This window comes from Citrobacter sp. S46_ASV_140 (genome assembly GCF_018919545.1).
GTDB classification, from domain to species: Bacteria; Pseudomonadota; Gammaproteobacteria; order Enterobacterales; family Enterobacteriaceae; genus Citrobacter; species Citrobacter braakii.
Genome location: NZ_JAHLRC010000042.1, coordinates 22,650 through 36,555 on the forward strand (window position 1 = coordinate 22,650; position 13,906 = coordinate 36,555).

The window sequence follows — 13,906 nt, forward strand, 5'->3', positions numbered from 1 at the left end:
GGCAATAGTAAGAACTATTGATTTTTTGTATGGTAGCACCCGATATAAATAACATCGGGGTTAGGTATTCTCTATTTCGAAAATAAGAACGCGCTATTCTTTTATATTGAATAGCGCGTTACGTTTTATTTCATCATCTCGCGAATTAATTTTCCCAGCTGTTCCACAGCCTGTTCCTCACGCTCTCCCCAGTGCCATGCGGTATTAAAGCGAAAGAAACGAGTCCAGCTCCCCGAGGTCGAAAACATTTTTCCCGGTGCAATGCTGATATGGTGCGCCAGTGCCTGGGTGCTGAGCACGCCTGCATCAAGCGGTTCAGGCAGTTCCAGCCACAGAAAATAGCCGCTGTCGTTATGGTGAATTTTGACTTCCGCCGGAAGATGGCGCAGCAACGTTTGCCAGGCCTGCTGTTTGCGTTCCGCCAGTTGACGGCGTAAGCGGCGCAGATGCGCGTCATAGCGACGGGTTGACAGATAATCCACGAGCGCAAGCTGCATGGGGGAACTGGTGGATAACGTGCTCATGAGCTGGAGTCGCTGAATACGTCGAGCATGCTTCCCGGCCGCCACCCAGCCCACGCGAAATCCGGGCACCAGGCACTTCGAGAAGGATGAACAATGCAAAACGCTGTCGGCGCGATCCCAGGCTTTGGCAGGCAGTGGTTTTTCGCGACCAAAGTACAGCTCGCTGTAGACATCATCTTCTATCAGCATTACATGATATTTTTCCAGCAATGCGACCAGGTGCGCCTTTTTCTCTGGGCTGAGCGTAAAACCCAGCGGATTTTGGCTGTTGGTCATCAGCCAGCAGGCTTTTACCGGATACTCCTGCAACGCTTGCTCCAGCGCGGTAAGATCGATCCCCTCTTTCACGTCGGTGGCAATCGAAAGCGCCTTCAGCCGTAATCGCTCCAGGGCCTGCAACGCCCCATAGAAACAGGGATTTTCGACAATCACCCAGTCACCCGGTTCGGTAACCGCCTGCAGGCTCAGGTTGAGGGCATCCAGCGCACCGGTAGTGATGACAATCTCATCAGGTGAAATGGTCATCCCCTGTTGAGCATAGCGGCGGGCAATGGCATGGCGCAGCTCATCATTTCCCGGCGGCAGGTTTTCTATCACGCTCATGGCGGTCGCGGTTTTACTGACCTGCGCCAGCGAGCGGTTCAACTGCTGGAGGGGAAACAGACGCGGGTCAGGGAATGCAGAGGCAAATGGCATCACTGACGCATCCCGGCTGGCCTGCAGCATATCAAAAATATAGGTGTTGATATCCACCGCTTCATCGCGCATCACCTGCGTCTGCGGCGCTGCCAGCTCACGTTCAGGGCGCGCGGCAACATAGTAACCCGACTGCGGTCGGGCGATAATCCGGCCCTGACTTTCCAGCAACTGATATGCATGTCCGACGGTCATAAAACTCATGCCGCTGCTGACCACCTGCTCGCGCAAGGATGGCAAGCGATCGCCGGGCTGCCATACGCCAGACGCGATTTGATCGCGAATTTGCTCAGCCAGTCGCTGGTATTTTTTCATTTTTCGTCCTGATGATCGGTGTCGGTGACACGCACTGTATATATCAGTTTACATAATCAGGGCATTTTTTATAACTGTTATAGTTAACAGTTTTACAACATTGTTACTGACAGCTCCTTGCCTAAGGCGCGTGCAGCTATTTGCACAGCATCAATTTTTGTCGCGTGCTTTAAATCGAACAAACGGGTAATTTCCTGCTTAGGCCTGCCGATTCTGTTTGCCAGCTCCTGCTGGGTGATTTTTGATTCAAGAAAGGCATTTAACAAAAGAACCTTCGACGCAATGCTCAGGGGGATTTCCACATAGTCACCTTCAGCGCCAACCGCCGAAGGTAAAGGAATCGGTTCGTTATCGTCGAAATAGAATTCAAAAGCGGTCACCAATGCAGACTGCGCAGCCTGCAAAGCCCCATGACGGGTTTCGCCCTGAGTTAATGCTTCAGGAATATCCGGGAAAGAAACCACGAATCCACCTTCCACGGCGGGGATTAGATTAACGGGATAACGCATGATTTTTTCAAAATCTCTCATATAATTAACCTCATATTGATGATGACTGTAAGCCAAGCTGCTTCAGGATCGATTTTCGCAAGGCTTCTTTTATTTCATCACCAGGATGCCTGGGCATAACGCTACGCCTTCCCTGATACCTCAACTTCAGATGATTTGAGCCGTTTGTAACAGCCACTCCCTGAGATTCAAGCCAGCGTCTGAACTCACTTTGCTTCACTGCGCCTCCCTGTCGTCTATTATACGCACAAAGTAAACATTTATGATTACCTTTTCATTACCTCGCTAGTGATAGCGTAAAATCACTCGCGTGGGGAGGACGCGATTCAATAACAGGAATCCAGGTTCCAGATTTCATATCAGCCAGGCCAACCTATAACAGCACGACAACTGTTATGGTTAAAAAGAACTGTTCTGTTTCTGCCTTCCATTGCTTCGCAGCCTTAGAATTGCGCTAAATCAATTTTGCCTGCGGAGCTAAGCATGTTCGGTCTTGACGCGTTTCACCTGGCGAGGATCCAGTTCGCGTTTACGGTATCCTTTCACATCATCTTTCCGGCGATTACCATTGGCCTCGCCAGTTATCTGGCGGTGCTCGAAGGGTTATGGTTAAAAACGAAAAATCCGACCTGGCGCTCGCTATACCATTTCTGGTCGAAAATATTCGCCGTAAACTTTGGTATGGGCGTGGTTTCCGGGCTGGTGATGGCTTATCAGTTCGGCACGAACTGGAGTGGTTTTTCCGAGTTCGCCGGTAGCATCACCGGGCCGCTGCTGACCTATGAAGTATTAACCGCCTTCTTCCTCGAAGCAGGCTTCCTTGGGGTAATGCTGTTTGGCTGGAACCGGGTTGGCCCAGGACTTCACTTCTTCGCGACCTGTATGGTTGCGCTGGGTACTATTATTTCTACCTTCTGGATCCTCGCCTCCAACAGCTGGATGCAAACGCCACAGGGCTATGAAATTGTTAACGGGCAAGTCGTTCCCGTCGACTGGTTCGCCGTGATTTTCAATCCGTCATTCCCTTATCGTTTGCTGCATATGTCCGTTGCCGCCTTCCTGAGCAGCGCGCTGTTTGTCGCGGCATCAGCCGCATGGCATTTATTGCGCGGTAATAGCACGCCAGCAATTCGCGCTATGTTTTCAATGGCGCTGTGGATGACGTTAATCGTCGCTCCGCTGCAGGCCTTAATTGGCGATATGCACGGGTTGAATACGCTGAAGCACCAGCCTGCAAAAATTGCGGCGATTGAAGGACACTGGGAAAATCCGCCCGGTGAACCGACCCCGCTGCTGTTGTTCGGCTGGCCGGATATGGAGCAGGAGCGCACCCGCTATGGGCTGGAAATCCCGGCGCTGGGCAGCCTGATCCTGACTCATAGTCTGGATAAACAGGTCCCGGCGTTAAAAGAATTTCCGAAGGAAGACAGGCCCAATTCCACCATCGTGTTCTGGTCGTTTCGCATTATGGCAGGGTTAGGCATGCTGATGATCCTGCTGGGCGCGTTTGCCCTGTGGCTGCGTTATAAGCAGCGGCTATACACCTCACGTCCTTTCCTGCGTTTTGCATTGTGGATGGGCCCCTCCGGTCTGATTGCCATCCTTGCTGGCTGGGTGACCACCGAAGTTGGCCGTCAGCCGTGGGTGGTTTACGGTTTGCAACGTACGGCGGATGCGGTTTCCGCACATGGTGATTTACATATGAGCATCAGCCTACTGTCTTTCTTTGTGGTGTATAGCTCGGTGTTTGGCGTGGGTTACAGCTACATGATCCGCCTGATCCGCAAAGGACCACAGGAAGATGAGCCGACCATTCCACCAACAGGCACGCCGGCGCGGCCGCTTTCTGCTGTCGTTCTCGATTCTCAACCGGAGGCACACCGCTAATGGGTATCGATTTATCAGTTATCTGGTTTGTAATTATCGTGTTCGCCACGCTGATGTATATCGTGATGGACGGTTTTGATCTCGGGATCGGTATTTTATTCCCTGCGATTTCGGATGCGGATGACCGCGATGTGATGGTCAACAGCGTCGCCCCGGTATGGGACGGTAATGAAACCTGGCTGGTGTTGGGTGGCGCCGGATTATTCGGCGCTTTTCCCCTGGCCTATGCGGTGATTGTCGATGCGCTGACGATCCCGTTGACCCTGATGCTCATCGGCCTGATATTTCGCGGCGTCGCGTTTGAGTTTCGCTTCAAAGCCACGCCGGCGCATCGACCATTCTGGGATAAAGCTTTTCTCGGCGGTTCAATCCTCGCGACATTCACTCAGGGTATTGTGGTCGGTGCCGTACTCAATGGATTTTCCGTCACCGGACGCAGCTACAGCGGCGGTCCTTTCGACTGGCTGACCCCCTTTACCCTGTTCTGCGGCGTGGGCCTGGTTGTAGCCTACGCCCTGTTGGGGGCAACATGGCTGGTGATGAAAAGCGAAAATCCGTTGCAGGATAAAATGCGCTGCGTGGCAAGAAAACTGCTGCTGGCGATGCTGGTTGTTATTGCCATTATCAGCCTGTGGACGCCGCTGGCGCACAGCGCCATTGCCGAGCGTTGGTTTAGCCTGCCCAATCTGTGGTTCCTGATGCCGGTTCCGCTCCTGGTTGCGCTGATTAGCCTCTGGCTGTGGCGCTCGCTGGGTCAGCAAAACAGCCATACGCTGCCTTTTGTATTGACGCTGGGGCTGATTTTTCTCGGGTTCAGCGGGCTGGGGATCAGTATCTGGCCCCACATCATTCCACCGTCCATTACGCTGTGGCAGGCGGCAGCTCCGGCGCAGAGTCAGGGCTTTATGTTGGTTGGCGCGCTGCTGATTATCCCGATAATCCTGGTGTACACCTTCTGGAGCTACTACGTTTTCCGCGGCAAAGTTCAACATGGTGAGGGGTATCATTGATGCAACAAACAATCTGGAAACGCCTGATGTGGCTGGTGATCCTCTGGGGCGGCAGCGTGCTGGCCCTGGCCGCCGTTGGTATGTTCTTTCGTCTCCTGATGACGGCCGCCGGGTTTAAATCCTGATTCTCTCCCTGATAACAACCGGGCAGCGCTGCACTGCCCGGTTGTGACAAATCCCAACGTTATCTAAACAAAAATGTAAAAAACATCGAAATGACAAAACAGAGATTGTCATTAACCCGATTAAAATATTGAATAGTCACCTGGCGAAATTATCGTCAATTCCGCAGCTAACGTACCAGAGGGTGCATGATGTTTAAGAAAGGGTTAACGGTGTTATTGCTGGCCAGCGCGCTTTTTTCCGGTCAGCTTCTCGCTACTAATCAGGGACATGAATATCTTCAGGTGCAGGATGCCGATCACTTATTACGACACACAGCCGACAGCGATGAACTACGAATGACGGCGGAAGAATCCGCCGCCGATCTTCGCGAACACCATTACTGGCAAAAATCACGCAAACCCGATACACATCAGAGCTAACCGTTAGCTTTTACGCTTTGGCAACGTTTTCAGCAGTTCTTCAGGGCTGACGGAAGCCACCACGCTGCCCGGCAACGGCATCTTCAGAATGTGATGTTTCATCTTGCCGATCACGTGCATTTCGCACGGTCGGCAATCAAATTTCAGCGTCAGGACCTCATCGCCGTTAACCAACTGCATCGGCGTGGCTTTCCAGCTTTTGATATTTCCTTTCGCCTGTTTCGGACACAGGTTAAATGCAAAACGCAGGCAATGTTTGGTGATCATCACCGGCACATCGCCCTTTTCTTCATGCGCCTCATAGGCGGCATCAATCAACTGCACGCCATAACGGTGATAAAACTCTCGCGCTTTATGGTTGTAGACGTTAGCCAGAAAGCTCAGATGCGTTTGCGGGTAAACCGGCGCCGGCTGGGCAACCGGTTTACGGCGACCGCGCTGATAGTTTTGCAAACGAGCGGCATCCAGCATGTCGACCGCTTCACGTCGCAGCTGATTCAGTTGACCGTTAGGCACGAACAATGCTCCCGGCAGATTCACCTGAATATTACGGGCGTAATACAGCGTTTGTCCCAGTTTTGCCAGGCCATCCTGTAGGTTGCTCAACGCTTTTTCTGCATTGTTCGCTTCCTCAAACTGGCCGTCCAGCGTATGGGTGATACTCACCCCCTCCTCACTGGTGAGCGTCAGGATCAACTGTTCCTGCCAGCCGCCCAGCTCAATATCAACCGCGACGCGGCGTTCGCTGGAGGTTTTGGTCAACGCTTGCTGCCAGTTATGATCGAGATTGCGGTTCAGCGGATGGTTGGCGCGCACTTTGTGCAGGTCGGCGGGCATTTCATTCGGCCACACCCGATAACGATTGTGCCCCGTTTTTTCAACGGTGTTGGCGCGAAATCCGACGACCTCACGCTTGATTAACACGTTCAGGCCATCCCCGTTGGCCAGCGGTTCTGTTACCTCAACATCGAGATGATCTTTTGCCACCTTCAGGACTTCGCCAACCGGCAGACCGATGAACTTTGGTGAGTCGAATGCGCCGATATCCCCCTTACGGGCATTCACAAAATAATCGGTGCTGCCGCGATGGAAGGTCTTTTCCGTGGATGGAGTAAAGAAATGTTCGGTACGCCCGGCTGAAGAACGGGCAAGATCGCCGCGCTCTTCAATTATGGCGTCCAGCATCTGACGATAATGCGCGGTAATATTCTTCACATAGCTCATGTCTTTATAGCGCCCTTCAATTTTGAAGGATCGCACGCCTGCGTCAATCAACGCACCGAGGTTGGCGGTCTGATCGTTATCTTTCATCGACAGCAGATGTTTTTCATAGGACACCACGCGCCCCTGATCGTCTTTCAGGGTATACGGCAGGCGACAAGCCTGAGAACAGTCACCGCGGTTAGCGCTACGTCCGGTTTGCGCATGTGAAATATAACACTGGCCTGAATAGGCGACGCACAGCGCACCGTGAATGAAAAATTCAATAGTCGCATCCGTAGACTGATGAATGGCGTTTATTTGCTCAAGGCTCAGTTCACGCGCGAGGACAATTTGGGTGAATCCGACGTCAGAAAGAAACTTCGCCTTCTCGACGCTGCGAATATCACATTGGGTGCTGGCGTGCAGCTCAATGGGAGGAATATCCAGCTCCAGAATCCCCATATCCTGCACAATCAGGGCGTCAACGCCGGTCTGATACAGATCGGTAATTAATCGCTGTGCGGGCTCCAGCTCATCATCATGCAAGATTGTATTTAGCGTCACAAAGATTTTCGCCCCGTAACGATGCGCAAACGGCACCAGTTCGGCGATATCTTTCAGGCTGTTACTGGCGTTATGACGCGCGCCAAAACCCGGTCCGCCAATGTAAACGGCGTCAGCGCCGTGCAAAATGGCTTCACGTGCAATGGCGGTATCCCGGGCCGGGCTTAACAATTCAAGGTGATGAGGCTGCTGGCGCATACAGTTGTTACCATCCACAAGTGGTAAAAATGGCGGCTATTGTAGTCACAAGCGCGGCTTTTCGGAATAGTTTTCCCGATTAACCGCGCGGGTAATGGATCAGGGAATGAAAGTGAACCGTTTGTTCGCTACTGTTACGGTAGCTATGCGCCCTGTCTCCCGCAAAACGCACCCCCTCGCCGGATTTCATGGTGCGCCACTGCCCCTCAATACACATATCCAGCAGCCCATTTATCACCACCACGTGCTCTATAACGCCGGTTTCATGCGGAGTCGATTCACTGAGTGCGCCAGGTGCCAGCTGTATCGAAAAATGATCGAAGCACAGCTGTGGGTCCCACGGAAACAGTGGCGTGACGACCATCGCCTGCTGCTGGGGATCGAATGTTGGCGCGCCGTCTGACTCTGGCGGTGAAATAAACGTCGAGAATGGCACGTTCAGTCCGGTGGCAATTTTCCACAATGTCGCCACCGTTGGGCTGGATTCATTGCGCTCAATCTGCCCCAACATGGCTTTTGACACGCCGGTTTCCTCCGCCAAACGTGACAGGCTCCATTCCCGCTGGTGACGTAGCGTGCGGAGCGTTGTGGCCAGATAGTAGGTTAAGTTTTCCATTTTTCGCCTTCCTGACTCTCCTTTCTCAAGGCTACAGCTTAGCACTTGTACGCTATAACGCACAGTGCTACATTGATTGACCGTTATAACGCACACGGAGTGACTATGCGCGCATTCTCCATCCCACTACCCACCGTATTATCGGGTTTTGTGGCTGTCCTGGTCGGTTACGCCAGCTCGGCTGCCATTATCTGGCAAGCGGCCCTGGCCGCAGGTGCGACCACCGATCAAATCGCGGGCTGGATGACCGCGCTGGGGATTGCAATGGGCGTCAGTACGCTGGCGCTGACGTTATGGTATCGCGCTCCTGTGCTCACGGCCTGGTCAACACCTGGCGCCGCGCTGCTGGTTACGGGTCTGCACGGGGTATCGATTCAGGATGCTATCGGCGTTTTTATCGTGGCTAATTCGTTGATCGTGCTGTGCGGCATAACCGGATTGTTTGCCCGTCTGATGAAAATAATCCCCCACTCACTGGCATCAGCCATGCTGGCCGGGATCCTGCTGCGCTTTGGTCTGCAGGCCTTTAATAGCCTCAACAGTGAGCTTATTTTGTGCGGTAGTATGCTGGTGGCATGGCTGGTATTTAAAGTCACAGCCCCACGGTACGCGACGATCGCCGCGATGCTGGCGGGTATCGCTATCGCGCTAATAAAAGGTGACATTGTCACAAGCGGAGTGAATTTATCGCCGGTCATGCCTGCGTTTATTGCCCCACACTTTTCATTTGCCCACAGTATCAGCATTGCGCTACCGCTGTTTCTGGTTACCATGGCTTCGCAAAATGCCCCAGGTATTGCCACTATGAATGCGTCGGGCTATTCATTACCCGTTTCACCGCTCATTATCTTTACCGGCCTGCTGGCGCTGATGTTTTCGCCGTTTGGCGTCTACTCCATCTGCATTGCCGCCATAACCGCCGCAATTTGCCAAAGTCCCGAAGCGCATCCTGATGCCAAACGACGCTGGCTCGCCGCCGCCGCGGCTGGCGTCTTCTATCTTCTGGCTGGGGTGTTTGGCGGTTCAGTCACAGGACTAATGGCGGCACTGCCCGTAAGCTGGATCCAGATGCTGGCCGGTCTGGCCTTGCTCGGGACAATTAGCGGTAGTTTGTATCAGGCGTTGCATAATGAAGCGGAACGCGACGCAGCCATCGTTACGTTTTTGGTCACGGCCAGCGGCCTGACGTTATTGGGGGTTGGATCTGCATTCTGGGGGCTGGTCGTCGGCGGTATCTGCTACGCCGTGTTGACGTTATTTCGCCGCACGTAGCTGCGTTGGCGTTTTACCGGTTACCTGTTTAAACCGGTTACTAAAATGGCTTGCCGAACTGAATCCGCAGGTCATCGCAATATCTGACAAACTGCGTGAAGTGTAACAGACCAGATGCTGCGCCAGCGCCATACGACGTTGCATCACATACTGATGCGGTGCCATATTCATCGACTGGCGGAACATTCTGGCAAAATGGAATTCGCTGAGCGCCGCCTCGCTAGCCAGGTCGTTCAGGGTGATTGGATACGCCAGATGCGCGTCAATATAGGCCAGCACGTTACGCAGGGTGACGGGCGCGAGTCCCCCGGTGACGGTGGGCAGTCGCCATTGAACGTTGCTGTAATGCTGGATCAGATGCGTTAACAGTAGCGAAGATGCCGCGCTGAGCGTGAGATGATTGGCCGGTTGCTGCCAGTCGTTATCAAGCAGAAACTGACGGTAAACCGCCGTGATCCCCGGGTCACTGCCAAACGTGTGCTCGTCCAGCGTGAAGCTATAGGGGCTTTTATCCCAGACTTTTTCCCCCACTTCGCGCAGATGTGCGTCGGTACAATAGAGATGAACAAAGGAAAGATCGTCGCGGATATCCCAACTTGACTCGCTCTCTTTCGGCATCAGGCAAAAACGGTCCGGTCCGCCGCCATTCTTCCAGCCCCCCGCCGTTTTGTGATAACTCTCGTAGCCATCCGCGATATATAAACTGAGCGTATGGTGATCGCAATACTGGGTGATGGTATCGCGTTTGTTTGACCAGGCCGCCAGTTGGATCCCTGAATGTAACGCAACCGATTCATGCAGCACGGCATTATGTTTGCGTAAGTTTTCAAAGGCATCGTAGGGCTGAGGCATACCATCACATTCAAAATAAGTTAGCAGGCTTTCAGTCTATAACAGCCACATATTGTTAACAGCTTCCTTTTCGCTTTTACGCTAAAAAAGCGCAAGATTTTGCAAGTCCGCCGCAAACCGATGAAAGCCTCCTGCCGCCAGACATGACACAGTGTGAACCTGAATCCAAAAAAGAGAGAGTTGTATGAACGCACTGTTGTACTGCCTGGTGGTGGTAATTTGGGGAACGACATGGATTGCGATTTATTTGCAGCAGGGCCCGGTTTCTGCGCCGGTTTCTATCTTTTGGCGCTTCGCCGTTGCCAGTTCGCTGATGATAGTGATCCTGCTGGTTAGCGGTAAATTACGCAAACTGTCTGGTCGCGATCATCTGTTTTGTCTGTTACAGGGTGGATGCGTTTTTTGCTTCAACTTCTGGTGTTTTTATACGGCTGCAGCCTGGATTAATACCGGCCTGGAGTCGGTGATTTTCTCAATGGCCGTCCTGTTCAATGCGGTCAATAGCTTCATCTTTTTTGGGCAAAGACCACCGCTGCGTTTCTATATCGCAGCTGGTCTCGGACTGACGGGCATTGTGACTCTGTTCTGGCAGGATTTGCTCAACAGCGGATTCAATCATTCCTTGCTGCTGGGTATCGGCTTAAGCGCCCTTGGAACCTTCGGTTTCTCATTGGGTAATATGATCAGCATGCGTCACCAGAAAAAAGGGCTGGAAGTGTTAACGACCAACAGTTGGGCCATGCTGTACGGCACGCTGTTGATCGCTGCCATTGCGCTGATGCGCGGGGACAATTTTACGCCACAATGGACATTCAGCTATCTCAGCGCGCTGTTATATCTGGCTATTTTTGGCTCAGTGATTGCTTTCGGCGCTTATTTCACACTGGTAGGTCGCATTGGTCCCAGTAGGGCGGCATACAGCACCCTGCTTTTCCCGCTGGTTGCGCTAACGCTGTCAACATTGTATGAAGGATACGTCTGGCAAGTTAACTCTATTGCCGGATTAGTATTGATTTTACTGGGGAATATGGTGATGTTTGCCCGACCAGAAGTGCTGATGGGTAAACTATTCTATCGACGCCGGGTGGCATAAAAAAACGCACCATCCTGAGATGGTGCGTTGATTATTATTGTGGTTTTTTGTTCACGTCAAACATGGTGGCATCCGTCGCCATGTCATCAACAACTTTCTTCAACGTTTCGAATGTCATCGGCGTATTTTCGTTGCTCAGATCTTTACCTTCACCCTTACGTACAACTTTAACTACCGGTTTATTGGTCGCCGCATCAATCAACTCACCCTCGAAATAGAGGTTGGTATCCATGGTACGGTGACCCGTTGCCATTTGTGTTCCCGCAACGAGTAGCGCAACCGGGATCACTTCATAGAACTGCAGTCCTTCTTTGCTCGTTGCAACACCGGTAATCGCTCCGCGGAAAATCAGGCTACGTGGCCCAGGGGTAGTAACCAGGGGCTTACGCTTGCTGATGGCGGATTTCAACTGGGTATTGGTGTAGGTCAGCAGTTGATCAAGAACCTGCTGCCCTACCTGCGTGGTAGGTTTAGGAACCGGATAATACGTTACCGGGTTATATACAATGTTGTCATATTTGGATTCGTTGTAGCTCGGATCAACCCAACGGAGTACGGTTTGTCCCGATGCTGATTGTGTTTCCTTCAAATCAGAGTAATTTTTTAAAAACCCAGAATATTTATCCGGCGCGGTCACTTTTGACGCACAGCCGGATAATGCCAACAAGCCAGTAAGCACTGCAACTTTAAATAAAGTTTGAGTACGCATGAAACGATCCCTTTAGTTTTCGCAATGATGCTTAAAAAGCATAGCAAAACCGTTTCATTTTGGATGTACTAAAAATGGTAAACACCGCACAATTTTCTCTCTGCGCCCGGCACAAAAAATGCTGAGCGCAGAAAGAGTTAACCCAGGCGGGAGGTTCAGGCAGTTTTGCGTGCCAGCATTGTGGCAAAGCGCAGTTTAATTCGATTACCGTTTTCATCCGTACGATGAAGTTCACCCACGTCTTCGTTATATTTCAGCAGCTCCCATCCGCTGTAATAATTGCGCAATTCTCCGGTTTTAAACGCGAACGGGAAACCCACGGTACACGGAAAATCATCGGTATCCATCGCCGCGACGATTAAGTTATATCCGCCCGGTTTAGTGCAACGCTGCATATTTTCAATAAGGCCAGGGATAGTTTTGGCTTCAAGGAACATCAGCACAACGGTAGAAAGAATAAAATCATATTCGCCGTCAAAGCGTAATGCGTTGAGATCCGCGACGTTCGCGTGCAGATTGGTCAGCCCTTCCGCCGCTTTGATACGCTCAAGGTTAGCGATGCTCATGGGATTTTTATCTAATGCTGTCACGTCATAACCGTTTGCCGCAAGGTACAGGCTGTTACGACCGTTACCGCAGCCCAGGTCTAACGTTTTACCTGGCTTAACAATTTTTGCCGCTTCAACAACATCGGAATGCGTACGAGTTAAATCGTATTTCTCAGTAAAGTAGTTTTCGTCGCAAAGGGTCATTATTTATCCTCAGATTTCAGTAATGCAGCACGCTCCGTGCGGATGAGCAGTTTCCCCTGCATCAGCAATGCAAACGTACGTACCAGTAATAATGCAATGATAAAATTGGTAAAAATAAACAGTGGGATCGACAGCGTATGAAAAAATCCTGACTCGCTACTGTGGCCCAGATGCAGCCCTGTTGTCGCCAGAGCCGACACGCCAAACGAGAAGCTCCAGAAAGATGCATTAAATGGCTGTGACAAATACCACGGCATGAGCCGTAGCATGAACAGCAGTTGCAGCAGACCATAGCCGAACAGCATTTTGGCTAACGTATCGCCCTCGCCACCGTTAACGCTAAGCCAGGCGCTGCAGGCGACCAGCGCAGGCGCCAGTTGAATGCCAAGTGAAGTACGTAACACCGCAGGCAACTCACCGCAGCTACGTAAACGTTGCAGAATCACCGGCTCCAGGCTGAGCCAGGAAAAAACCCCGGCGCCCAAAAACACCAATCCTGCGTCGTTGAAACCCAGTGCGCCACAGGCCATTGCACTGATAAAGTTATTGGCGACGGTCGGCAGATACAGACCCGGAGTGGTGGCTTCCTCTGGATGCGATCCACGCCACAACCCTGCCGTTTGCCAGGCGGCGTAGGCCAGCTGTATCACCACGCCAATGCTGAACAACCCAATCGCCAGCGGTCGATACCACGGGACAAAACCAATCGCGACCAGCATCGTTGTGGCCGGAAACAGACTGACAAAGCTGCTCATCACCGGGTGACGAATTTCCGCCAATACGCTCTGCGGAAAACGCAGTAAACGGCTAAGAAAGGCCAGCGTCAGCAGCCCCCAAATGACCATTGCGAGGATCACTAAACCGTCGCCAATCAAGTGACTCACTGGCCACACCTGACTGGCATAACGCCACGCAAACCCCATCCCAATGATGCCCAGTACCATGCCAAAATAACCGGCCGGAAGATTGAGGACCCGCTCACTCTGTTTGTTCTTACTCATTTTGTTTATTTTATAAAGTATATTTGAAATGCATTTTATGGAATTTCCGCTGATTTAGCCAGTGCGGAAAACTTTGCTACGTTTAACTAAGGTGCGCAACATGGAAATGAGCTATGACCAAATATCGTCTCAGCGATGAGTCTCGATCCTTTAGTTACCA

At 51.9% G+C, this 13,906-nt stretch carries 15 protein-coding genes; 6 read left to right on the top strand and 9 right to left on the bottom strand.

Features of this window, described 5'->3' with window-relative positions:
• Nucleotides 1-125: 125 nt before the first annotated feature.
• The 3 genes from KQJ19_RS12645 to KQJ19_RS12655 all read right to left on the bottom strand — a co-directional run bounded on the left by KQJ19_RS12645 (nucleotide 126) and on the right by KQJ19_RS12655 (nucleotide 2,264).
• Nucleotides 126-1,535: a PLP-dependent aminotransferase family protein gene (locus KQJ19_RS12645; protein WP_216403720.1), complete on the bottom strand. Its 1,410-nt coding sequence runs from the start codon at nucleotides 1,533-1,535 to the stop codon at nucleotides 126-128.
• Between the two features lie 92 nt (nucleotides 1,536-1,627).
• Nucleotides 1,628-2,044: a type II toxin-antitoxin system HicB family antitoxin gene (locus tag KQJ19_RS12650; protein ID WP_131341011.1), complete on the bottom strand. Its 417-nt coding sequence runs from the start codon at nucleotides 2,042-2,044 to the stop codon at nucleotides 1,628-1,630.
• Between the two features lie 31 nt (nucleotides 2,045-2,075).
• On the bottom strand, nucleotides 2,076-2,264 hold the full coding sequence (locus tag KQJ19_RS12655) for a type II toxin-antitoxin system HicA family toxin (protein ID WP_049259794.1): 189 nt from the start codon (nucleotides 2,262-2,264) through the stop codon (nucleotides 2,076-2,078).
• 263 nt (nucleotides 2,265-2,527) lie between these two features.
• Here KQJ19_RS12655 and KQJ19_RS12660 point away from each other — a divergent pair, with 263 nt between their 5' ends.
• From KQJ19_RS12660 to KQJ19_RS12675, 4 genes are all read left to right on the top strand, one after another.
• Nucleotides 2,528-3,931, top strand: a complete 1,404-nt coding sequence (locus KQJ19_RS12660) for a cytochrome ubiquinol oxidase subunit I (protein WP_047417372.1) — start codon at nucleotides 2,528-2,530, stop codon at nucleotides 3,929-3,931.
• Nucleotides 3,931-4,941: a cytochrome d ubiquinol oxidase subunit II gene (gene cydB, locus KQJ19_RS12665; RefSeq protein WP_016153157.1), complete on the top strand. Its 1,011-nt coding sequence runs from the start codon at nucleotides 3,931-3,933 to the stop codon at nucleotides 4,939-4,941. The genes KQJ19_RS12660 and cydB overlap by 1 nt, the downstream gene beginning before the upstream one ends.
• Nucleotides 4,941-5,066, top strand: coding sequence for a DUF2474 domain-containing protein (locus KQJ19_RS12670; RefSeq protein ID WP_003020230.1), 126 nt, complete (start codon nucleotides 4,941-4,943; stop codon nucleotides 5,064-5,066). Before cydB ends, KQJ19_RS12670 begins: the two co-directional genes overlap by 1 nt.
• 189 nt (nucleotides 5,067-5,255) lie before the next feature.
• Nucleotides 5,256-5,486, top strand: a complete 231-nt coding sequence (locus tag KQJ19_RS12675; protein WP_016153158.1) for a DUF2554 family protein — start codon at nucleotides 5,256-5,258, stop codon at nucleotides 5,484-5,486.
• A 3-nt stretch (nucleotides 5,487-5,489) separates the two neighbouring features.
• On the opposite strand, the gene KQJ19_RS12680 is transcribed toward KQJ19_RS12675, so the two are convergent.
• Both KQJ19_RS12680 and KQJ19_RS12685 read right to left on the bottom strand, forming a co-directional pair.
• Nucleotides 5,490-7,451, bottom strand: a complete 1,962-nt coding sequence (locus tag KQJ19_RS12680; RefSeq protein ID WP_216403721.1) for a U32 family peptidase — start codon at nucleotides 7,449-7,451, stop codon at nucleotides 5,490-5,492.
• Nucleotides 7,452-7,530: 79 nt separating this feature from the next.
• Nucleotides 7,531-8,067, bottom strand: a complete 537-nt coding sequence (locus KQJ19_RS12685) for an XRE family transcriptional regulator (protein ID WP_141875207.1) — start codon at nucleotides 8,065-8,067, stop codon at nucleotides 7,531-7,533.
• Between the two features lie 105 nt (nucleotides 8,068-8,172).
• Here KQJ19_RS12685 and KQJ19_RS12690 point away from each other — a divergent pair, with 105 nt between their 5' ends.
• Nucleotides 8,173-9,339: a benzoate/H(+) symporter BenE family transporter gene (locus tag KQJ19_RS12690; RefSeq protein ID WP_216403722.1), complete on the top strand. Its 1,167-nt coding sequence runs from the start codon at nucleotides 8,173-8,175 to the stop codon at nucleotides 9,337-9,339.
• Here KQJ19_RS12690 and KQJ19_RS12695 read toward each other — a convergent pair.
• The gene (locus KQJ19_RS12695; RefSeq protein WP_016156588.1) at nucleotides 9,322-10,191 is read right to left on the bottom strand and encodes an AraC family transcriptional regulator; all 870 of its coding nucleotides are present in this window, start codon (nucleotides 10,189-10,191) and stop codon (nucleotides 9,322-9,324) included. The two genes, KQJ19_RS12690 and KQJ19_RS12695, sit on opposite strands and share 18 nt — an antisense overlap.
• Nucleotides 10,192-10,375: 184 nt before the next feature.
• Here KQJ19_RS12695 and KQJ19_RS12700 point away from each other — a divergent pair, with 184 nt between their 5' ends.
• A complete protein-coding gene (locus KQJ19_RS12700; RefSeq protein ID WP_216403723.1) occupies nucleotides 10,376-11,284 on the top strand; it encodes a DMT family transporter in 909 nt (302 codons plus the stop codon).
• Between the two features lie 34 nt (nucleotides 11,285-11,318).
• Here KQJ19_RS12700 and KQJ19_RS12705 read toward each other — a convergent pair whose 3' ends face one another.
• The 3 genes from KQJ19_RS12705 to tehA form a co-directional block, all read right to left on the bottom strand.
• Nucleotides 11,319-11,993: a DUF3313 domain-containing protein gene (locus KQJ19_RS12705; RefSeq protein ID WP_016153164.1), complete on the bottom strand. Its 675-nt coding sequence runs from the start codon at nucleotides 11,991-11,993 to the stop codon at nucleotides 11,319-11,321.
• A 155-nt stretch (nucleotides 11,994-12,148) separates the two neighbouring features.
• Nucleotides 12,149-12,745: a tellurite resistance methyltransferase TehB gene (gene tehB / locus KQJ19_RS12710; RefSeq protein WP_200107753.1), complete on the bottom strand. Its 597-nt coding sequence runs from the start codon at nucleotides 12,743-12,745 to the stop codon at nucleotides 12,149-12,151.
• Nucleotides 12,745-13,746, bottom strand: a complete 1,002-nt coding sequence (gene tehA, locus KQJ19_RS12715) for a dicarboxylate transporter/tellurite-resistance protein TehA (protein ID WP_200046729.1) — start codon at nucleotides 13,744-13,746, stop codon at nucleotides 12,745-12,747. Before tehA ends, tehB begins: the two co-directional genes overlap by 1 nt.
• Between the last annotated feature and the right edge of the window lie 160 nt (nucleotides 13,747-13,906).